Annotated in this window: 21 protein-coding genes; 15 read left to right on the top strand and 6 right to left on the bottom strand. The window is 34.0% G+C overall.

Features of this window, described 5'->3' with window-relative positions:
- Both Q1J40_RS06970 and argR read right to left on the bottom strand, forming a co-directional pair.
- Positions 1-335 (bottom strand): NAD-dependent epimerase/dehydratase family protein (locus Q1J40_RS06970; RefSeq protein WP_301099365.1); only part of this gene is annotated, 335 nt, incomplete at its 3' end.
- The gene (argR, locus tag Q1J40_RS06965) at positions 335-832 is read right to left on the bottom strand and encodes a transcriptional regulator ArgR (RefSeq protein WP_301099364.1); all 498 of its coding nucleotides are present in this window, start codon (positions 830-832) and stop codon (positions 335-337) included. The genes Q1J40_RS06970 and argR, both read right to left, overlap by 1 nt.
- Positions 833-1,048: 216 nt before the next feature.
- Here argR and mdh point away from each other — a divergent pair, with 216 nt between their 5' ends.
- From mdh to Q1J40_RS06915, 10 genes are all read left to right on the top strand, one after another.
- On the top strand, positions 1,049-1,993 hold the full coding sequence (mdh, locus tag Q1J40_RS06960) for a malate dehydrogenase (RefSeq protein ID WP_301099362.1): 945 nt from the start codon (positions 1,049-1,051) through the stop codon (positions 1,991-1,993).
- Between the two features lie 193 nt (positions 1,994-2,186).
- Positions 2,187-3,038, top strand: a complete 852-nt coding sequence (locus Q1J40_RS06955) for a co-chaperone YbbN (RefSeq protein ID WP_301099360.1) — start codon at positions 2,187-2,189, stop codon at positions 3,036-3,038.
- A gap of 66 nt (positions 3,039-3,104) precedes the next feature.
- Positions 3,105-4,049 carry a thioredoxin-disulfide reductase gene (trxB, locus tag Q1J40_RS06950; RefSeq protein ID WP_301099359.1) on the top strand — a complete coding sequence of 315 codons (945 nt, stop codon included), beginning with the start codon at positions 3,105-3,107 and terminating at the stop codon, positions 4,047-4,049.
- 50 nt (positions 4,050-4,099) lie between these two features.
- Positions 4,100-4,621 (top strand): RNA chaperone ProQ, encoded by a 522-nt coding sequence (gene proQ, locus Q1J40_RS06945; RefSeq protein ID WP_301099358.1) that lies wholly within the window; start codon positions 4,100-4,102, stop codon positions 4,619-4,621.
- Between the two features lie 29 nt (positions 4,622-4,650).
- Positions 4,651-6,654 carry a carboxy terminal-processing peptidase gene (gene prc / locus Q1J40_RS06940; protein ID WP_301099357.1) on the top strand — a complete coding sequence of 668 codons (2,004 nt, stop codon included), beginning with the start codon at positions 4,651-4,653 and terminating at the stop codon, positions 6,652-6,654.
- Positions 6,655-6,761: 107 nt separating this feature from the next.
- On the top strand, positions 6,762-8,222 hold the full coding sequence (locus Q1J40_RS06935) for a L,D-transpeptidase family protein (RefSeq protein ID WP_301099355.1): 1,461 nt from the start codon (positions 6,762-6,764) through the stop codon (positions 8,220-8,222).
- 84 nt (positions 8,223-8,306) lie between these two features.
- Complete coding sequence (gene mepK, locus Q1J40_RS06930) at positions 8,307-8,864, top strand: peptidoglycan L,D-endopeptidase MepK (RefSeq protein ID WP_301099353.1); 558 nt, start codon at positions 8,307-8,309, stop codon at positions 8,862-8,864.
- Positions 8,865-8,878: 14 nt separating this feature from the next.
- Positions 8,879-9,508 (top strand): MBL fold metallo-hydrolase, encoded by a 630-nt coding sequence (locus Q1J40_RS06925; protein WP_301099351.1) that lies wholly within the window; start codon positions 8,879-8,881, stop codon positions 9,506-9,508.
- Between the two features lie 15 nt (positions 9,509-9,523).
- Positions 9,524-10,276 (top strand): MlaA family lipoprotein, encoded by a 753-nt coding sequence (locus Q1J40_RS06920; protein WP_301099349.1) that lies wholly within the window; start codon positions 9,524-9,526, stop codon positions 10,274-10,276.
- Between the two features lie 204 nt (positions 10,277-10,480).
- Positions 10,481-11,701 (top strand): hypothetical protein, encoded by a 1,221-nt coding sequence (locus Q1J40_RS06915; RefSeq protein WP_301099348.1) that lies wholly within the window; start codon positions 10,481-10,483, stop codon positions 11,699-11,701.
- A gap of 70 nt (positions 11,702-11,771) precedes the next feature.
- Here the strand turns inward: Q1J40_RS06915 and Q1J40_RS06910 are convergent, their stop codons facing one another.
- The 4 genes from Q1J40_RS06910 to Q1J40_RS06895 form a co-directional block, all read right to left on the bottom strand.
- Positions 11,772-12,188 carry a YidB family protein gene (locus Q1J40_RS06910; RefSeq protein WP_301099346.1) on the bottom strand — a complete coding sequence of 139 codons (417 nt, stop codon included), beginning with the start codon at positions 12,186-12,188 and terminating at the stop codon, positions 11,772-11,774.
- Positions 12,189-12,265: 77 nt separating this feature from the next.
- Positions 12,266-13,024 carry a 3-deoxy-manno-octulosonate cytidylyltransferase gene (gene kdsB, locus Q1J40_RS06905; RefSeq protein WP_301099344.1) on the bottom strand — a complete coding sequence of 253 codons (759 nt, stop codon included), beginning with the start codon at positions 13,022-13,024 and terminating at the stop codon, positions 12,266-12,268.
- 10 nt (positions 13,025-13,034) lie between these two features.
- Positions 13,035-13,601: an elongation factor P hydroxylase gene (locus tag Q1J40_RS06900; protein WP_301099366.1), complete on the bottom strand. Its 567-nt coding sequence runs from the start codon at positions 13,599-13,601 to the stop codon at positions 13,035-13,037.
- 4 nt (positions 13,602-13,605) lie between these two features.
- Positions 13,606-14,169 (bottom strand): NAD(P)H nitroreductase, encoded by a 564-nt coding sequence (locus Q1J40_RS06895; RefSeq protein WP_301099343.1) that lies wholly within the window; start codon positions 14,167-14,169, stop codon positions 13,606-13,608.
- Between the two features lie 110 nt (positions 14,170-14,279).
- On the opposite strand from Q1J40_RS06895, the gene sppA reads away from it, so the two are divergent.
- The 5 genes from sppA to Q1J40_RS06870 form a co-directional block, all read left to right on the top strand.
- Positions 14,280-16,145 (top strand): signal peptide peptidase SppA, encoded by a 1,866-nt coding sequence (gene sppA, locus Q1J40_RS06890; protein WP_301099342.1) that lies wholly within the window; start codon positions 14,280-14,282, stop codon positions 16,143-16,145.
- Between the two features lie 187 nt (positions 16,146-16,332).
- Positions 16,333-17,424 carry a RodZ domain-containing protein gene (locus tag Q1J40_RS06885; RefSeq protein WP_301099340.1) on the top strand — a complete coding sequence of 364 codons (1,092 nt, stop codon included), beginning with the start codon at positions 16,333-16,335 and terminating at the stop codon, positions 17,422-17,424.
- A 4-nt stretch (positions 17,425-17,428) separates the two neighbouring features.
- Positions 17,429-18,538 (top strand): flavodoxin-dependent (E)-4-hydroxy-3-methylbut-2-enyl-diphosphate synthase, encoded by a 1,110-nt coding sequence (gene ispG / locus Q1J40_RS06880; protein WP_301099338.1) that lies wholly within the window; start codon positions 17,429-17,431, stop codon positions 18,536-18,538.
- A gap of 51 nt (positions 18,539-18,589) precedes the next feature.
- Entirely contained in the window at positions 18,590-19,870 is a 1,281-nt protein-coding gene (hisS, locus tag Q1J40_RS06875) for a histidine--tRNA ligase (RefSeq protein WP_301099336.1), read from the top strand.
- Positions 19,871-19,881: 11 nt separating this feature from the next.
- Positions 19,882-20,213, top strand: a 332-nt coding sequence (locus Q1J40_RS06870) for a YfgM family protein (protein WP_301099334.1), incomplete at its 3' end; no start/stop codon positions are given.

Genomic DNA, 20,213 nt, shown 5'->3' with positions numbered 1-20,213 from the left:
CCTGTAGCAGAACCAGAGATAAAAGTGTGGGGAGGATGCTCACTTTTTTTGATTAGATTGACTAATTGTTGCGTAATATTGATTCGGCTAACACGCAAAATTCCTTTTTGTTTTTTTGTCCATTTTTTGTCAAAAATAGGCTCACCAGCTAAATTAATAACGACATCAAATTTGTCCAGATTATCAAAATCTGCTAAATGTCGATAGTAAGTGACCGCTTGTGTATTTAGGTGAGGAGTGCGACTTAAAATGCTTAATTGATGGTTTTGTGCGATGAGTTTTTGACAAAGTTTTTTACCAATAAAACCAGTTCCTCCAGTAATTAGAATCTTCATTATAAGCTATTTTCAAAAATTTTTGTAATATTATCAATGAGTTCATTTATTTCTGTTTGACGTGTTGGTGTGATAAAAATAGTATCGTCACCTGCAATCGTGCCAAGAATTCCTTCAGATTTACCCATAGAATCTAATAAAAGAGCAATAAGTTGCGCAGCTCCTGGAATAGTTTTAACAACAATAAGATGATCATTATGATCAATATCAATTACTAAATTTTTTAATGGACTTGAGGTTGTTGGAATAGCAGGTTCCGTTGGTAACTGGTAAACCATTTCCATCTTTGTATTACGAGTTCGTACAGCACCAAATTTTGTGAGCATTCGGGATATTTTGGACTGATTAACGTGTTCAAAACCAAGTTCTTGTAAAGCAGTGACAATTTCACTTTGAGAGCTAAATTTTTCTTGTTGTAACAAAGACTTGAATGCTTCTATGAGGGATTCATCTTTTTCTAGTTTTCGTTCAGCTTTATCTATTTTATCCACTCGCATTCGATTTTCCTTTTAATTTTTAACTTTTAATTTTTTATTAGAGAAAAATATGCGAGATTTTTGCTTTTTTATGCAAAAAAATCAATGATAATTAAAATTTTTTTGAGAAAGTTTGCGTTATGTCGCAAATTTTTATTTTGTTGTTTGAATATTTGCATAATTTTACATACACTTGCTATAAGATTTATATTTATACAAACTCATAAGGAGAAGTTTATGAAAGTTGCAGTATTAGGCGCAGCGGGTGGTATTGGTCAAGCATTAGCTCTTTTGCTAAAACTCCAATTACCAGCAGGAACAAACCTTGCATTATATGATATTGCTCCTGTTACTCCAGGTGTTGCAGCTGATGTGAGTCATATTCCAACAGCGGTAAAAGTTGAAGGCTTTGGTGGTGAAGACCCTACTCCTGCACTACAAGGCGCTGACTTAGTATTAATTTCAGCTGGAGTTGCTCGTAAACCAGGTATGGATCGTTCTGATTTATTCAATATTAATGCAGGGATTGTTCGTAATTTAATTGAAAAAGTTGCAGCAGTTTGTCCAAAAGCTTGCATAGGTATTATTACAAACCCAGTTAATACTACTGTTGCAATTGCTGCTGAAGTATTGAAGAAGGCTGGTGTTTACAACAAAAATAAATTATTTGGTGTTACTATGCTTGACGTTTTACGTTCGGAAACATTTGTGTCAGAACTTAAAGGTAAAGATGTGAATCAAATAAAAGTGCCAGTTATTGGTGGACACTCTGGAGTAACAATTCTTCCTTTACTTTCTCAAGCTCACGAAGAAGATAAAATTAAATTTACGGATGAAGAGATTGATGCATTAACAAAACGTATTCAAAATGCAGGGACAGAAGTTGTTCAAGCTAAAGCTGGTGGTGGATCTGCAACACTATCAATGGCTCAAGCAGCAGCTCGTTTTGCTCGTGCAGTATTAAAAGGATTAACTGGTGAAGAAGTTGTTGAGTACGCTTACGTTGAAGGTGATGGCAAGTATGCACGTTTCTTTGCTCAACCTGTTCGTTTTGGTCGCAATGGTATTGAGAAAATCTTACCAATTGGTAACTTAAGTGCTTATGAACAAGCTGCAATTGATGCCATGATTCCTACATTAAAAGCAGATATTGAATTAGGTGAAAAATTTATTAATGGATAATTTTTAAATTTTAGCAAGTATAATACTAATTAGGTATAGATGGGCCGAGGACATTGTCCTCGGTTTTTTATTATAATATTATTCATAGATGTAAATACGGATATGATTCTAGCAGATATAAGATCAATTAATCGCTATATGGCAGAATAGTGTTTATAATATGTATTAAATATTCTGAATTTTTAAGGTAACAATGAATAATTATTTGATAAATGTTGATAAAACTAATTTTAGTGAAGTAGTTCAAGCTACGACGGAAGTACCTGTGGTATTTCACTTTATTTCATCAGGTGAATCAATCTCTCTCGAAGTGGAAGCCTTGTTACGTCGATTAGCTGATGAACATCCTAAACAATTTTTATTGGCAATAGTGAATTGTGATGAACAGCCTATGATTGCATCACAATTTAGAGTACAAGTTATTCCTACAACATATTTCTTTTTGAACGGCCAACCTGTAGATGTAATTCAAGGTACAGTTACGGAAGAGGAGCTACGTATCCGTTTAGGAAATATTTTACCTAAAGATGAAGAGTTACAGTTTAGCCAAGCTATTGAGTTTTTAGAGGCAGAGCAATATGATCTAGCTATTCCTTTGCTTAAATCAGCTTGGGAAAAAACAGATAAGAAGAATAGTGATTTTGGATTGCTCTACGCTGAAACTCATATTGCTCTAAAGAATATTGAACAAGCAACAGAAATTTTAGCTCAAATTCCAATTCAAGATCGAGATAGTCGATGGTTCGGATTGCAGAGCCAGATAAAATTATTGATGGAAGCAGCTGATTCGCCTGAAATTCAACAATTACAAGCAGAATATGAACGTAATGCAACGCCAGAAATTGCTATTCAATTAGCTAATCAGCTTCATCAAGTAAAGAGAAATGAAGAAGCATTATCTTTATTATTAGTTTGGTTGAAGAAAGATTTAACTATCGCTAATGGTGAAATTAAAACACAGTTTTTAGCAATTTTATCAGCAATGGGAAATGCTGATCCTTTAGCTGCAAAATATCGTAGACAGATATATTCTTTATTATATTAATTAAATAAGCGGTAAGAACATTACAAAAAAGAGTAATTATCTTACCGCTTGATTTTGGAGAAAATAATGACAGTAAAACATACAAGGTTATTGATATTAGGTTCGGGTCCTGCAGGATATACAGCTGCAGTTTATGCAGCAAGAGCAAATTTAAATCCAGTATTAGTGACTGGTATGCAGCAAGGTGGACAATTAACTACAACATCTGAAATAGAAAATTGGCCAGGTGAATTTAATGAAATTACTGGTTCAGAGCTGATGAATAAGATGCAACAACATGCTGAAAAATTTAATACAGAAATTATTTTTGATCATATTCATTCTGTTGATTTGTCAAAGCGTCCTTTTACATTAAAAGGTGATTTTAATACCTTTACTTGTGATGCCTTGATTATTGCAACTGGCGCATCAGCAAAATATCTCGGATTACCGTCAGAGGAAGCTTATAAAGGACGAGGTGTTTCTGCATGTGCAACTTGTGATGGTTTTTTCTATCGAAATAAACCTGTTGCTGTAATTGGTGGTGGAAATACCGCAGTAGAAGAAGCTCTATATCTCTCAAATGTTGCTTCAGAAGTGCATTTAATTCATCGCCGAGAAACTTTTAGAAGTGAAAAGATTTTAATTGATAGATTAATGAAAAAAGTTGAAGAGAGAAAAATTATCTTACATTTGAATAGTGTATTAGAAGAAGTGTTAGGCGATGATTCTGGTGTAACAGGTATAAATATTAAATCTACCAATGATAAAGAAAATAAAGTTATTACTTTAGATGGGGTATTTGTTTCGATTGGACATTCGCCAAATACTGAAATATTTATAGACCAGTTGGAATTAAATAATGGTTATATTGTCGTAAAATCTGGACTAGATGGAAATGCAACAGCAACAAGTGTGGCTGGTGTATTTGCGGCAGGCGATGTAATGGATCATCAGTATCGTCAAGCGATTACTTCAGCAGGTACAGGATGTATGGCTGCACTTGATGCAGAAAGATTTTTAGAAGGTTAGATTAAATAAATTATTCTAATTTGGGTATGAATTTTTAAATGGAAACTAGTATGACTGAACAACAAATTAACGTTCAACAAAACAATAAAACGACATTAACAACTAAGGAAGTAATTATTTATTTGGCGGAAAAATTCCCACAATGCTTCTTCTTAGAAGGCGAGGCAAAGCCTTTAAAAGTAGGCCTTTTCCAAGAGTTAGCGGAAGCTTTATCTGATGATAAAAAAATAAGCAAAACGTTATTACGCCAAGCATTGAGATCTTATACTGCAAATTGGCGTTATCTACATGCTTGTAAAGAAGGCGCAATTAGGATCGGGCTTCATGGCGAGAATGATGGTGTTGTTGACGCAGCCCAAGCAGAACATGCTGCAAAATCACTAGAGCAAGCTAAAGCAGCATATGCTGAAAAGAAAGCTCAGCAACTAAAAGAAAAGCGTAAGGCATTTTTTAAACAACAAGCTAAAGAAAATAATAAAAAACGTACAACAAGAAAGAATAAGGAAGAAACTAAAGCTTCTTTAGAAAGCCTTGTAGCATTAGAGAGTAAATTTAGTCGTGATCGCCACTAAATTTATTTCACTACGGGAGTAGAATTTATATGAAATACAATAAATTAAAGTATCTTGTTAATTTAATTGGTTTGGTTGTATTAAATAGTTTAGCTGTTGAACCAACAATTAAAGAATCGGATATTTTGATGCCTAAACCAACAACTCAACATGAGCTTTCAACTAAGCGAGTTACAGCACGTTTAACTCAGTCTCATTACCGTAAGTTTAATTTAGATGATAAATTTTCACAGAGTATTTTTAATCGCTATATTGACTGGTTAGATAGTAGCCATAATACTTTTCTTCAATCTGATGTTGACGAATTAAGACGAAAATTTGCGTTGATATTAGATGATGAATTATATGATGGTCAGTTAACTTCAGCTTTTAAAATGTATGATTTGGTAACTAAACGTCGCTATGAGCGTTATAAATATGCCTTATCATTACTAGATAATGAACCTGATCTAACAGGGCAAGATCAAATTGAGAGTGATAGAGAAAAAGCACCATTCCCTAAAACAATAGAAGAAGCGAATAAACTTTGGGCTGATCGTGTTAAAAATGATGTTATTAATCTTTATTTAAAAGATAAAAAATGGCCAGAGATTAAGAAAACATTGGTTAAGCGTTATAACTTGGCTATTCGGCGCTTAACCCAAAATAGAGCAGACGACATTTTACAAACCTATTTAAATGCATTTGCAAGAGAATTAGATCCTCATACAAGTTATCTTTCTCCTCGTTCTGCTCAACGTTTTCAAGAGAGTATGAATTTATCTTTAGAGGGAATTGGTGCAACACTTCAAATGGAAGATGACATTACGACTATTAAATCCCTTGTACCGGGAGCTCCAGCAGCTCGTAGTAAAGAAATTTCTTCTGGTGATAAAATTGTAGGAGTTGGTCAATCGAAAAATAATATTGAGGATGTTGTTGGTTGGCGGCTAGATGATGTTGTTGACAAAATTAAAGGTAAAAAAGGCTCTAAAGTCTATTTAGAAATAGAACCAGAAAAAGGTGGAAAAAATAAAATTGTTACTTTAGTTAGGGATACAATTCATCTAGAAGATAGTGCGGCTAAACTGACTTTTGATAAAATCGATGGTAAAAATATTGCTGTAATTAAGATTCCTTCATTTTATATTGGATTGACTGACGATGTACGTAAATTATTAATTACAATGAAAGAAAAAAATGCTGAAGGATTAATCATAGATTTACGTGAGAATGGAGGCGGATCTTTACCTGAAGTTGTTGAATTAACAGGTCTATTTATTAAAGAAGGACCAGTTGTTCAAGTACGAGACGCTTTTAATCGTATTCGAGTACATGAAGATCCTGATAGTGATGTGCAATATACTGGTAATATTATGGTAATGATTAATCGTCATAGTGCATCTGCTTCTGAGATTTTTGCAGCAGCGTTGCAGGATTACAACAGAGCAATTATCATTGGGCAGCAAACTTTTGGAAAAGGAACAGTTCAACAAAGTCGTTCACTGAATTTTGTTTATGATCTTGACAAAAATCCATTAGGATATATTCAATATACCATTCAGAAGTTTTATCGTATCAATGGTGGAAGTACTCAATTGAAAGGAGTTGAGCCAGATATTCATTTTCCTGAGATTATTAATGCAGAGAAAACGGGCGAAAGCTTTGAAGATAATGCATTACCTTGGGATAAAATTCCGGCAGCAAATTATTCAGAAGTTGGTCATGCACGTGATGCGGTAGCTGAATTAACAAAAAAACATAGAGAACGAATCAAAAAAGATCCTGAGTTTATTGCTTTGAATGAAGATATTTCAATTGATCGAGAAAGAGATGCACGTAAATTTATTTCATTAAATTTAGAGCAGAGACGCAAAGAACATAATCAAATAGATGCTAAACGCTTAAAAGATCTCAATGCTAGGTTTAAACGTGAAGGAAAGAAACCATTAAAAACTCTTGATGATTTACCAAAAGATTATGAGGCTCCTGATTTTTTCCTAACCGAAGCTGAACGTATGATGGTAGATTGGTTAAAATTTGATAAAAAGTAAAGATTTCGTTTATAATGAGATGGTCCTGAGATCGTAGGATTTTAGTGACCTGTATCTATACGTAGTCATATGCGTAATTATGCGAAATTTTTAAATATGGATTTAGAATGAAAAAATTAAAATATTTTCCTCTTGTTATACTATCTAGTAGCATTACCTTTTCTATTGCAGCTATTGCTAGTGATAATGTTTTATCACAACTTAGTTTTAAAGTTCAGCAGAATAAAACTTTAGAATTGATGGAAAATCCACAAAATACTGTTCAACAGGAAGAAGATAAACAGCTTGCTGCCAGTCAATTGATACAAGCGCAGCAACGAATTCAACAAGAAGTTGGAAATAATCAGTTATTATTATCAAAAGTAATAGCGCAAGTTTATTTAGAAAATCAATTTATACCATTATGGAAAGATAAAACAGCTGAAAAGATTTTTCTGAAAGAGTATGCGGTATTTGCTGAAAGTGGTATTTCCAAGAAATCAGCAACAGCATTAAAACAAATTTTGAGTATGAGTTCTGGATTAGCAAGAGATATTTTGCTTACTGATAGTTTTCTCGATTATTTATACTATACAAAAAATGTTTCAAAATTTGCAAATGAATGGTTGTATGATTTAGGTAGCTATCGTGTTAAGGCACCATCTAATGATGATGTTAATCATTGGATTAGTATGATAAAAGCAGGATATGCGGCCCAGTTTGTTGCGGATTTAGTACCTCGTAATCACATCTATCAAGAAACAGTAAATAAAATGCTTGAGGTATTGTCATCAGGTACTCACTCAAGTGTTTCAGCTCAGAGCTTAGCGTTAAATGCTCAACGATTACGCTTAATTCCAAGCTTTAGTAATGGTATTTTTGTGAACATACCAAGCTATCAGCTTTACTATTTCCGTGATGGGAAGCTAGCATTAAAATCACGAGTGATCGTAGGAAGAGCTGATAGACGTACACCTGTAATGTACAGTAAATTAAGTAACATTGTGGTTAATCCACCTTGGAATGTACCTACTAGTATTAAGAATAAAGATTTAGTACCTAAAATGAGAAGAGATCCTAGTTATGCAGAAAAACATAGCTATGAGATTTTTGATAGTAAGGGAAATAAGGTTAATCCTTATAATATTGATTGGAAAGTATATGATAATCCAAAAAAGAATTTTCCATATCGTATAAGACAAAAAGCGGGAGATGATAGTGCTCTAGGTCATTATAAATTTAATATGCCAAGTTCTGATGCCATTTATTTACATGATACTCCTAATCATGGGTTATTTAACAGGAATATGCGAGCTTTAAGTTCAGGGTGTGTCAGAGTAGCAAAATCAGATGAACTTGCTATGATGTTATTAAAAGAAGCAGGTTGGTCAGAGCAACATAAGAACAAAGTAGTACAAAGCAAGAAAACAACTTCGGTTCGTATTAAATCAGATAATCCAGTTTATCTTTATTATGTAACCGCATGGGTAGAAAATGGTCAAATACATACTTTACCCGATATTTACAAGTTAGATAAAAAAGTATCAAACGCTTCCCTAGATTGGGCAAAATTGCGTACTCTTATTTAAAGTATGTAATATTTGCATACGTTTAATAATATAAATTAAGGGGTATTTTTGATACCCCATTGTTGTCTGAATAATGGAGTTATAATGAAAACTATAGATTTACAGCGTCGAAGATGGCTTTCTCTCGGTGGTATTATTCTTGGATCGGGTTGCTTATCTAATGTTGCTATGGCAATTGTGTCGACTCCGAAACCTCTTGTATTACGTTTACATAATGTGAATACAGGAGAGTCGTTGGTTACTTCGCATCACAAAGGATATTTTTCACCAGCTGATCTTCAAAAGCTTAATTATATTATGCGGGATCGCCATACTAACCAAGTTAAAGTCATTGATCCTAATTTATTTTTTAAATTAACTCAGATTCAAGCAAGATTAGGAGCGCGTAATTCTGAAATCCTTATATTGAGTGGGTATCGTTCGGCAAAAACAAATGCGGCAATGCGTCGTCGTTCTAAAGGAGTTGCAAGCAATAGCTATCATATTAAAGGTCAAGCAGTAGATTTTTATATAAAAGATATTCCATTGGCTAGAATTAAGTCTGTAGCAGAAAGCTTAAAGAATGGTGGAGTGGGGTATTACCCTCGTAGCCATTTTGTTCATGTGGATACTGGGCCAGTTCGTACTTGGCGTGGATCTTAATAGGGCTGGAGTTGATGTTTAATTTACAAATTATTCCTGTTGGTGCTTTTCAGCAAAATTGTTCCATAATTTGGGATAATAATAAGAGTGCTGCAATTATTGATGCTGGTGATGAAGCTGAAAAAATTATTCAGTTTGTTGAGTCTCAACAATTAAAAGTAGAAAAGTTGTTTATTACTCATGGTCATTTAGATCACATTATGGCAGTTAAAACATTAAAAGAATATTTTAATGTAGAAGTTTTTGGATCTCATCAAGCAGATCAACCATTATTTGAACACTTACCTGAAATTTGCCAAGAATATGGTCTTCCTCCAGTTCCTGCATTTTTGCCAGATCATTGGTTAAATGAATCTGATAAGCTTAGTGTCGGGGAGTTAGATTTTTCTGTTCGTCATTTACCGGGGCACTCTCCTGGCCATGTCGGTTTCTTTGATTTTAAAAATAAGATTGCTTTTACAGGTGATGTTATTTTTCGAAACAGCATAGGTCGAACAGATTTGTTTGGTGGTAATTTTGAGCAATTAATTGATACAATTCAGTCTAAATTGTTTGATTTAGATGATGATTTCATTATTATTTCTGGACATGGCTCCCATACGACTATTGGGCAGGAAAAGAAAAGTAACCCTTTTTTGAAATAAATGGAGATGAATTTTATGGGTAAATTGAAAACGATTAGTATGCTAACTTCGGTTGCTATTTTAGCAGCGTGTTCATCTTCCCAAGATCCAAATGCAGGTGAGCGAGTAGATACTTTTGAAGGATTTAATCGTGCTATGTGGAAAGTTAATTATGAATATTTAGATCCGTATGTACTCAAACCTGTCGCACAAGGGTGGAGAGATTACGTTCCTAGTCCAATTAAAACAGGGTTAGTGAATGTAGCCAATAATCTAGATGAGCCAGCTAGCTTTGTGAATCGCTTGGTTGAAGGTGAGGGTAAAAAGGCAATGATACATTTCACCCGCTTTTGGTTTAATTCTATTTTTGGGTTAGGTGGGCTAATTGATTTTGCTAGTTTAACTAATGATCTAAAATTAGATAATGGTCAACGTTCATTCGGGCATACTTTGGGAACTTATAATGTTCCAACAGGCCCTTATGTTATGTTACCAGCTTATGGACCTGCAACACCTCGCCAAGAGTTAGGTAGAATTGTTGATTCAACTTACCCTGTATTATCATTACTTACTACACCATGGACATTAGCAAAAATGGGTGTCCAGGGTATCGATACAAGAGCGAATTTATTAGATCAAGATGAATTATTGAAACAATCGCAAGATCCTTATGCAACAGTGAGAGAAGCCTATTTCCAAAATCTTGATTTTAAAGTGAGAGATGGAAAAGTACCAAGCAGTGAATTACAAGAAACTTTATCAGAAGAAGAATTACAAAATATTGATTAGTTAATTGAAGAGTAAGCCCCTAATAGATAAAAATATTTAGGGGCTTTTTTAATTGAATAATTTTTCAAAACTTCTATTCTTCGACTCATTATAAATGAGTTGAATTTATTCGATATCTTACAAAAAATGAGTTATTACAATTTAGTTTACTCCATTATCATCTATAGGTATTCGTGATTTTTGATATGCTAAAGAGAATATATTATGAATCAAGGAAAGTGTTTCTCGCTTAGAGAATTTTATGAGGGGTTAAACTTTAATGAATTAGAAGAATTTCATAAATTATGGAGATTTTTTTCTAAAGAGCAACCGACAGCTTGGTTTGAGCAATTCTCTTTATCACAACAAGAAAAATATAACCAAATTTTAGATATTCTAAGAGTTAAATTATCTGATAATTCCACTCTTTACTCGCAAATTTTATTAGAGTATTACAATCACAATTATGGGAAAAATTATTCTAATCTGGATGATGTTAAATCAGATTATAGTGATATATATAAATGCCTTAATGCTTCAACCGGATTATTTAGCGACGGATATAGTGAGTGTAATTATATTGAGTCAAGCTTAATATTGTTGCTTTTTAAGTGTCTGGATGATTTTCAAAAAGTAAAAAATAAATTTAATTTAAAGTTTGAAGATAACCTGTTAATTGATTTCTACAAAGATAAGGGAATAGATTTAATTAAAGAAGATAAACAGTATAAAAAATATGGCTTACTTTCTATCTCATTAGAGAATTTTGATTTTTGCTCTCATCAGCCTTTTCAATTAAGAGATAGAAGGTTAGATTCAACTCTTTATTTTAGCAGCCTTATACCAAATAAAACTTCAATGAATAAGAACAATCATATATCTCTAAAAGTTTATCTTTGGAATTCTCTAGTAAATAGGAAAATAAATCAATTAGCACTACTTCCAGAGTTTGATTGGGTTCCAAGTGATGGTCGAACTTTATTACTAGAAAACTTTGAAAGAGGAAGTTCATTTGAAATAAATGGTCTAAATAAAGAAAATATTGCGAAGTTATTCCAAGAGAGAGAATATGGAAATCAATTATGGGCATATATAGATGGAGAAGAGAATATTACATTTGAAGAATTTAATGAAAGTGCTACACAAGATTATTTAGATATTTGTGATTTTTATGTTACTAATGTTATCCATCTAAAATACTCTAAGGATGGAGATAATTACTTTATTAATCATTTAGATCATGAATATATCTTTTACCAACCAGATGAATATGAAAAAAGAAAATTTAATCATCGTCAAAAAGGAAGTGCTAAAAAACGGATAAAAACATTTAAAATAGATAACTCAAAAATTCCATTAAACACAGAAGAAGGTTTAAAATTTCTTGAGACTATCTTAAAAGAGTGCCTGCAATATACTGAATTAATTGAAGAGTTTTTATCTTAAAAATAGTAGATAAAAGTGAGCATTTTGATTGTGTTTATCATTATGACTCACTTTTTATTTGTATATCTATTTAGTTAAATAATTTACCAAATACGGCTTTTGCACCTTGTTGTAATAAATCGCTTGTATTTAGACTATCTAAATCTAATTTACCATCTGGACTCAATGCATCAACGATTTTAGGCAAATATTCAGAAAGTAAATTTGGTGCCTCATGTTGCTCAATCCCTGCTTCTTGTGCTGCATTATCAAGATTATCTTTACCAAATACATCTACGATTTGTGTAGTAGAAATGGGTTTATTTTCTTCAGTTCCAATCCAAGATTTAACCAATTCTTCTAGCCCACCTTGTTGAAATTTAGCGATAAGACCTTGAATCCCACCTTGAGATTGTAATAACGTTTGAATAAGTTGTATTGCTTTTGATTGTCCTTCTCCACCACCTAATACAGATGATGCCACAGAACCTAAAATATTACCTAACATAAATGTCTCCATTAAAATATAAGCGGTCACATTATTCGATTATTTTGCAAATTACGAATATGATCTTACCGCTTGGGTTATTGTTCAGATAGAATCTGACGTACTTTTTCTAGATCTTCTGCTGTATCAACCCCCACTTGTGGAGCCTCTTTAGCCAGTTCTAGGTGAATTTTTTCTCCATGCCATAAAGCCCGTAGTTGTTCTAAAGACTCTAATTGTTCTAACACACTTGGTTGCCAAGCAATGTATTGTTTCACAAATCCTGCTCGGTAGGCATAGATACCAATGTGACGTAAGTAAGGTTGTTGTTGCACAAAATTATCATCACATTCAGGGAATTGATCACGAGCGAAAGGAATAGGCGCACGAGAAAAATATAATGCCATGCCATTTTTATCCGTTACCGCTTTGACGACATTTTTATTAAATAACTCTTCAGTTGAAGTTAATTTAACGGCTAGCGTTGCCATATTTACTTGATGAGTATCTAGATTTTTTGCAACTTGGCTCACGATAACAGGTGGAATAAGTGGTTCATCTCCTTGAATATTAACAATGATTTCATCATCATTAATGTTCATTTTCTCGATAACTTCGGCAATACGTTCCGTTCCTGATTGGTGATGTTCTGAAGTTAAGCAAACTTCTCCATCAAAATCAGTGACTGCTTGAACGATTTCTGGATGATCAGTTGCCACAATAATGCGTGTGGCACCCGATTGTTGTGCTTTTTCCCAAACGTGTTGGATCATCGGTTTACCAACAATATCCAGTAATGGTTTTCGAGGTAATCGACTTGAAGCATATCTGGCGGGAATAATAACAGTAAATTGCATAATATCCTTCCTAAATTCTAGCAATATCAAATTTTATTAAATCAATAAAATTCGGTGTGTTATAAAATTGACTTAATGCTTGTCTGAGTTTTTCTGCCCGTAAAGGTAATCCTTTTTCTGCATAATGCTTTACTTGAGCATATACAGCATGTTTGAAGGCAGTGTTGTCGCCAGCATTACCCGTTAAATTATCTGCACTGGCAAAATAGCGGAAATTGGCAGCGGTAGCGAGAATCCATTCAATTGCTTGCGGTTTAACTTCTACTTGCTCAAATTCTTTTTGACGTTCTTCCGAACGTCCATCTGGTTCATACCAATAGCCAAAATCCTCTAATTTTCTTCTTTCTTTGCCTGCGACTAACCAATGGGAAATTTCGTGTAAAGCACTGCTATAAAACCCGTGTGCGAATAAAATTACATTATAAGAACGATCACACGAAATATTTCCTTCTTCAAGGAAAGCGGGTAGATAAATAGGGTAATCACCACCTCTTTCCAGTTTTGTATTATAACTATCAAAAAAACATTGATTAAAAATATGAATTAAATCTTCATAATTATGATTATCTTGTTGCATAGTTTTATTTAAGGTAGTTGAAGAAAGACGTAATATCATCTGTATGATTAGCTAACGTAATATTTTCTCCATCAGCTGGAGAACCTATCATTAGTAGAGCAATAATTTTATCAGATTCTTGACAGTTAAATGCTTGACGAAGATCAGAACCATTGACCCATTTATTTGTAATCCAGCATGTTTCAAAGCCTTGCGCATTGGCCGCTAATTGCATTGCATAAGTTGCACAACCAGCACTTAGCATTTGTTCCCAAGCGGGTACTTTCGCAATATCTTTTGTAATTTTTGCAACTACGCCAATAATCATGGGAGCTCGCTGACTAATTTTTTTTGCTTTTTCTAGCATTTCATCGCCCAATTTTAATTCAAAGGCTGCTGATTTCAAATGTTTTTCAAACAATGGCATTTTCTCTTTTTCAATCACAATAAAATGATAAGGTTTTAAATGACCATGATCGGGGACTCGTAGTGCCGATTTTAAAATAATATCTAATTGTTCTTTGGTTGGAGCAACATCGCCAAATTTTTTACTGGAACGGCGGTGTTGTAATAGATCTAATACATCCATTATGTAATTCCTATGTAAAAATTTACGGTAAAGGATAGCATATTTTATTAATTTTAGTGGTTTTTTGTGGTAGCTTATACACCAACTTTTTTATTTTTTTGAGAGTTAAAATGTTAGTTTTTCTTAAAAATGTTTATCGTATCTTTCGTTGTATCAGAGAGTTTGTAATGAGTCTCTTTTTCATTCTTTTTGTACTCTTTATTTTTGCTCTTTGGGGACTATTATCTGAGGAGCCTTCTTCGGCTAAGCAATCTATTCCTTTTGAAAAGGGAGCGTTGAGATTAAATTTAGATGGCTACCTTGCAGATAATCATGATAATTTTGGCGACTTTCGTCGCTTTATAAAAAGTGAATTAGGTAATAGTAGTGAACCTGTTAAAATTTCTACCTTTGATGTAGTCAGTGCGATTAGAAAAGCAACGTATGACGATTCAATTACTGGTTTAGTATTAGATTTAAACTCTTTTGAAGGAGGCGATCAACCTTCTTTGGAATTTGTAGGAAGAGCCATTAAAGATTTCAAACAAGAAAATAAGCCTGTTATAGCTATCGGAGATTATTATTCTCAGAAACAATATTTCTTAGCAAGTTATGCAGATAAAATTTTATTAAATAAAGCAGGCTTTGTTGATTTACATGGCATGAGCTACGAAACTGTATTTTTTAAAACATTGTTAGACAAAATTGAAGCCGTACCTCATATTTTTCGTGTAGGGACTTATAAGTCTGCAGTGGAACCATTTATTCGTGATGATATGTCGCCTGAAGCTAAAGAAAATGCTACCCAATGGCTTTCTGCATCTTGGCAGAATTTTAAAAATGGTATTGCTACTAATCGCCAAATTGATCCTGAATCTATTGTGCCAGAACCGTCTAAATATATTGCTCAGTTTAAAGAGGCGAATGGCAATGATGCTCAATTTGCACTATCTCGTCACTTAATCACTCAATTAGCTACTAATTCAGAGATTCATCAAATGCTAATTGATCAGTTTGGGCGAGATATAACAGGGGATTATAATTACATTGATTTCTTTGATTATGTAAACAATCTTCCTGATAGATTTAACATTAATGGCCTAAATAAAATTGCTGTTGTGAATGTTGAAGGTGAAATTACACTAGGTGAAAGTAATGAGAATTCTTCAGGTAGCGATACTATCGTTAAGTTATTAAGAGAAGTAAAAAATGATGAAAATGTGAAAGGTTTAATTTTACGAGTTAATAGTCCTGGTGGAAGTGCAATAGCATCAGAATTGATTCGACAAGAAGTAGAATCAATTCAGAAAAGTGGCAAACCTGTTATTACTTCTATGGGAGGAATGGCTGCATCTGGTGGTTATTGGATTTCAGCAACAAGTGATAAAATTATAGCTAGCCCAACCACGTTAACGGGATCTATCGGTATTTTCGGCCTTGCCGTTACCTTTGAAAATACGGCCAAGAAATTAGGTGTCAGCCAAGATGGTGTATCTACATCACCACTTGCAAGTCAATCTATGTTGAAGGCTTTGCCGAAAGAGCAAATTGAGTTGATGCAAATTAGTATAGAAAATGGTTATGATCGCTTTTTAGATCTTGTCAGCAGAGGAAGACATATATCAAAAGCCAATGTTGATAAAGTTGCTCAAGGGCAAGTTTGGTTAGGTAAAGATGCATTAGAAAAAGGTTTAGTTGATAAACTAGGTGATTTTGATGATGCCTATACAGAAATGACAAATTTAATCAATCAAAAACAAGTTGCAGAGGGTAAAAATGAAATTGAAGGATTTGTTACTCAATGGTTTGTGGATACAGATAACTCATTTTTTGGGCAGGTAATGCGTGATTTTAAAATGAATATGAGAACATCATTAGCAAAATTTTTAAATCTACCATTAGCAACACAAGTACAGAGACAAACAGATTTACTCAGTAAGTTTAATGATCCAAAACAATCTTATTTATATTGTTTAAATTGTGGAATAATAAACTAATAATGTGCTAATTAAGTTAATAAAATAATGATAAAGCGGTAAGATATACTTTGATTTTTGCAAATCTATGAAAAAATCTAACCGCTTGTATGGAATTTTCCATAAATTTGCGGTTCTTGACATAATGAAGATTGCAAAACAATCCATACCCCTTTAAACTTTCCAACAATTTTTCTTGAAAAAGTAGATGATGATGACTGAAACAACAACACTAACACTTGGACAGCAACTTAAACATGCTCGTGAAAGCCTCAATATAAGTATTGAAGAGGCCGCTAATCAAACTAATCTAAAAAAAGCTCATATTGAGTCTCTTGAAAACGATATTTTCATTTTAGCAAATGTACCCCCAACTTTTGTAAGAGGTTATGTACGTAATTATGTTAGGTTCTTACGTTTACCTGAAGAATTGATAAACTCTGCAAATTATGGCGAAGTGACTATTCCTAAACAGGCTAAACGTCCTCTTAAACCAATTAAAGTGACAAGGAATCATAAGTCTCAAACTCGTTGGGTAAAAATATTGACGTGGTTAGTATTATTGGCCGCTATTGGTATGACTCTAGCTTGGTGGTGGCAAGATCATCAAAAATCTCAAGAAAACAATAAACAATTGGTTAGTGAGTCAGTTCAATTATCTAAAAGTTCAGAATCTAATCTATCTTTGCAATCTACAGCAGATACGTCTGACTCAAATTCAATTGATTTATCTGATATTTCATCAGCAACAACGTCTGATACAAATAATACTGAGTCACAAACATCAGCAATTTCTTCTGTGAATACCTCAATTTCTGCTACAAGCGAGGATAGTACCACGGTTGCTACGGCAGAAAACCAAGGACAAGCTGTTACAAGTACAAGTAATAGTGTATCAGCTACTACTGAAGATAATTCAACTACGCAAGCCAATACTGGCACTGTGGTAACGACTACAACAGAGGAGGCTACACCAGTTAATATTCTACAACAGATTGCACCAGTAGAAGAGCCAAAAGCAGAAGATGCGACAACTACTCAAGATGCAGTGGTAAATAATGATGAGTTACGTATTGAAGTAACTAATGGACAAAGTTGGTTAACTGTTCGTGGAAAAAATAATAAGAAATTAGCAGAAAAACTTTACAATGCAGGGGATATATTAACTTTTAATGATAATGAAAATTATCGTTTAACCGTTGGTGCACCTGTTAATGTGAAAATTTATTACAAAGGGCAAGAAGTTCCTATGCAACTAGATGGACGTGTTGCTCGTTTCAGATTACCTTTAGCGAATTAAAATAATGTTAAAAGAACCTCCAATTAAACGTCGTGAATCGACAAAAATTTATGTGGGAAATGTACCAGTAGGAGGAGATGCTCCTATTGCAGTACAATCAATGACGAATACACGTACTACAGATATAGAAGCGACCGTAGCACAGATTAAATCTTTAGAGCGAGTTGGTGCGGATATCGTACGTGTTTCTGTACCGACAATGGATGCTGCAGAGGCGTTTAAACTGATCAAACAGCAAGTCAATGTACCTTTAGTTGCCGATATTCATTTTGATTATCGTATTGCATTAAAAGTTGCAGAGTATGGTGTCGATTGTCTTCGAATTAACCCAGGCAATATCGGTAAAGAAGAACGAATCCGAGCTGTAGTAGATTGTGCAAGAGATAAGAATATTCCAATTCGCATTGGGGTAAATGCGGGGTCATTAGAGAAAGATATTCAAGAAAAATATGGTGAACCTACGCCTGAAGCTTTGCTTGAATCTGCATTACGCCATGTTGAGATCCTAGATCGTCTTAACTTCGATCAGTTTAAAGTGAGTGTAAAAGCTTCAGATGTTTTTTTAGCGGTCGAATCTTACCGCTTACTTGCGAAAGCAATCAAACAACCTCTTCATTTAGGAATTACTGAAGCGGGTGGAGCAAGAGCAGGTGCAGTTAAATCTGCAATAGGCTTAGGCTTACTCCTTTCAGAAGGGATTGGTGATACGCTACGTGTTTCATTAGCGGCAGATCCAGTTGAAGAGATCAAAGTCGGTTTTGACATATTGAAGTCTTTACGTATTCGTTCTCGAGGTATTAACTTTATTGCTTGCCCAACCTGTTCTCGTCAAGAATTTGATGTTATTGGAACCGTAAATGCTTTAGAACAACGTTTAGAAGATATTATTACACCAATGGATGTATCTATCATCGGCTGTGTGGTAAATGGACCAGGTGAAGCTCTTGTGTCTGATTTAGGCGTAACGGGCAGTAACAAAATGAGTGGGTTCTATTTAGATGGCGTTCGCCAAAAAGAACGTTTTGAAAATGAAAAATTAATTGATCAGCTTGAAACAAAAATTCGAGCGAGAGTAGCCGAACAACATAAACGTATTGACGTAACTCAGCTATAAAAAATAAGCGGTTAATTAATGAATAAAATTTGTAATTATAGGAAATAAGCAGTGGCAAAAGCGATTCAAGCAATTCGAGGAATGAACGATTGTTCTCCATCAGAAACGCCATTATGGCAATGGGTTGAACAGCAAATTAAAGATACTTTTTCAAGTTATGGTTATTCGGAAATTCGTAGTCCGATTATCGAATCAACTAATCTGTTCAAAAGAGGGGTCGGTGAAGCTACCGATATCGTTGAAAAAGAAATGTTTACGATGGTTAGAGATGAAGAAAGTTTGACACTTAGACCAGAAGGAACAGCGGGCTGTGTTCGTGCAGCGATTGAGCATAGCTGGGTGTATAACCAAGAACAACGCTTATGGTATATCGGACCAATGTTCCGTTATGAAAGACCACAAAAAGGACGTTATCGCCAATTCCACCAAGCAGGTGTAGAAATCTTTGGTATTCAAAATGCAGAAGCTGATGCAGAACTTATCTTATTAACTGCAAGATTATGGGAAAAACTTGGCATCCGTGATCAAGTTACTTTACAACTTAATTCAATTGGTGGATTAGAAGTAAGAACAAAATATCGTGAAGCATTAGTTGCATTTTTACAAGATCATCTTGATGTATTAAAGCAAGATCCAGATAGTGAACGTCGCTTAGTGACTAATCCATTGCGAATTTTGGATACAAAAAATCAAGCATTACAAGCTGTTTTAGATGGTGCGCCAAAATTGTATGATTTCTTAGATGAAGAATCGAGAATACATTTTGATAGACTTTGTACCATTTTAGACAAAATGGGCATTAGCTATGAAATTAATCCTAAATTAGTGCGTGGATTAGATTACTACAACAAGACTGTATTTGAATGGGTTACTACTGCATTAGGTGCGCAAGGAACAGTTTGTGCGGGTGGACGTTACGATGGCTTAGTTGAACAGCTAGGTGGACACGCAACACCGGGTGTTGGGTTTGCAATGGGATTAGAGCGTTTAGTACTATTAATTCAAGAAGTGAATACTAATATTACTTTACCTAGAGCTGTTGATATCTACGTGATTAGTGCTGGCGATGGTGTGGCAGAAAAAGCGTTTGGTTTGGCGGAAAAATTACGTTCAGCTTTACCACAATTAAGAATTATGCAACATACAAGTGGTGGTAACTTTAAAAAACAATTTAAACGTGCTGATAAACTAGGTGCAAAAATTGCACTTGTATTGGGTGAAACAGAAGTCGCTGAAAATACAGTAGTAATAAAAGATCTAATGGGTGATACAGAACAGGTTACAGTTTCACAAGATGATATTATTCAACAATTAACAGCACGTTTTGCGTAAAAGGGGATAGGATGAGCGATTATTATAACAGTACCGAAGAACAACAATTTAATGATGCTAAAAATTGGTTTAAGCAGAATGGCACACCGATATTGTTAGTTATTATTCTAGTTTCTGTAGCAACTTTTGGCTGGAACTACTGGAAAAATCATCAAATTGAAGTTTCTCAGACCACTTCTGCACAATATCAGCAAGTGATGGAAACTTATTTACAAGATCCAATAAAGAATGAACCGCTTATTGACAAGTTTATTAATGATAACTCTGGTAGTTATGCGGTATTAGCACAACTGGAGCAAGTAAGACAACATGTCTTACAAAATAAATTTACTGAAGCTGAAAG

It is taken from the genome of Otariodibacter sp. (genome assembly GCF_029256985.1).
GTDB lineage: Bacteria > Pseudomonadota > Gammaproteobacteria > Enterobacterales > Pasteurellaceae > Otariodibacter.
The sequence above is the reverse complement of the archived record's forward strand: the minus strand, read 5'-3'. Positions and strand labels throughout refer to the sequence as shown.

Coding starts and splice junctions, on each gene's coding strand:
- Q1J40_RS06910 (WP_301099346.1), bottom strand. CDS start 12,188: ATGTTAGGTAATATTTTAGGTTCTGTGGCATCATCTGTATTAGGTGGT.
- Q1J40_RS06935 (WP_301099355.1), top strand. CDS start 6,762: ATGAAAAAATTAAAATATTTTCCTCTTGTTATACTATCTAGTAGCATT.
- Q1J40_RS06900 (WP_301099366.1), bottom strand. CDS start 13,601: ATGCAACAAGATAATCATAATTATGAAGATTTAATTCATATTTTTAAT.
- prc (WP_301099357.1), top strand. CDS start 4,651: ATGAAATACAATAAATTAAAGTATCTTGTTAATTTAATTGGTTTGGTT.
- Q1J40_RS06925 (WP_301099351.1), top strand. CDS start 8,879: ATGTTTAATTTACAAATTATTCCTGTTGGTGCTTTTCAGCAAAATTGT.
- argR (WP_301099364.1), bottom strand. CDS start 832: ATGCGAGTGGATAAAATAGATAAAGCTGAACGAAAACTAGAAAAAGAT.
- Q1J40_RS06895 (WP_301099343.1), bottom strand. CDS start 14,169: ATGGATGTATTAGATCTATTACAACACCGCCGTTCCAGTAAAAAATTT.
- Q1J40_RS06920 (WP_301099349.1), top strand. CDS start 9,524: ATGGGTAAATTGAAAACGATTAGTATGCTAACTTCGGTTGCTATTTTA.
- mepK (WP_301099353.1), top strand. CDS start 8,307: ATGAAAACTATAGATTTACAGCGTCGAAGATGGCTTTCTCTCGGTGGT.
- trxB (WP_301099359.1), top strand. CDS start 3,105: ATGACAGTAAAACATACAAGGTTATTGATATTAGGTTCGGGTCCTGCA.
- mdh (WP_301099362.1), top strand. CDS start 1,049: ATGAAAGTTGCAGTATTAGGCGCAGCGGGTGGTATTGGTCAAGCATTA.
- kdsB (WP_301099344.1), bottom strand. CDS start 13,024: ATGCAATTTACTGTTATTATTCCCGCCAGATATGCTTCAAGTCGATTA.
- sppA (WP_301099342.1), top strand. CDS start 14,280: ATGTTAGTTTTTCTTAAAAATGTTTATCGTATCTTTCGTTGTATCAGA.
- Q1J40_RS06885 (WP_301099340.1), top strand. CDS start 16,333: ATGATGATGACTGAAACAACAACACTAACACTTGGACAGCAACTTAAA.
- Q1J40_RS06915 (WP_301099348.1), top strand. CDS start 10,481: ATGAATCAAGGAAAGTGTTTCTCGCTTAGAGAATTTTATGAGGGGTTA.
- Q1J40_RS06955 (WP_301099360.1), top strand. CDS start 2,187: ATGAATAATTATTTGATAAATGTTGATAAAACTAATTTTAGTGAAGTA.
- proQ (WP_301099358.1), top strand. CDS start 4,100: ATGACTGAACAACAAATTAACGTTCAACAAAACAATAAAACGACATTA.
- ispG (WP_301099338.1), top strand. CDS start 17,429: ATGTTAAAAGAACCTCCAATTAAACGTCGTGAATCGACAAAAATTTAT.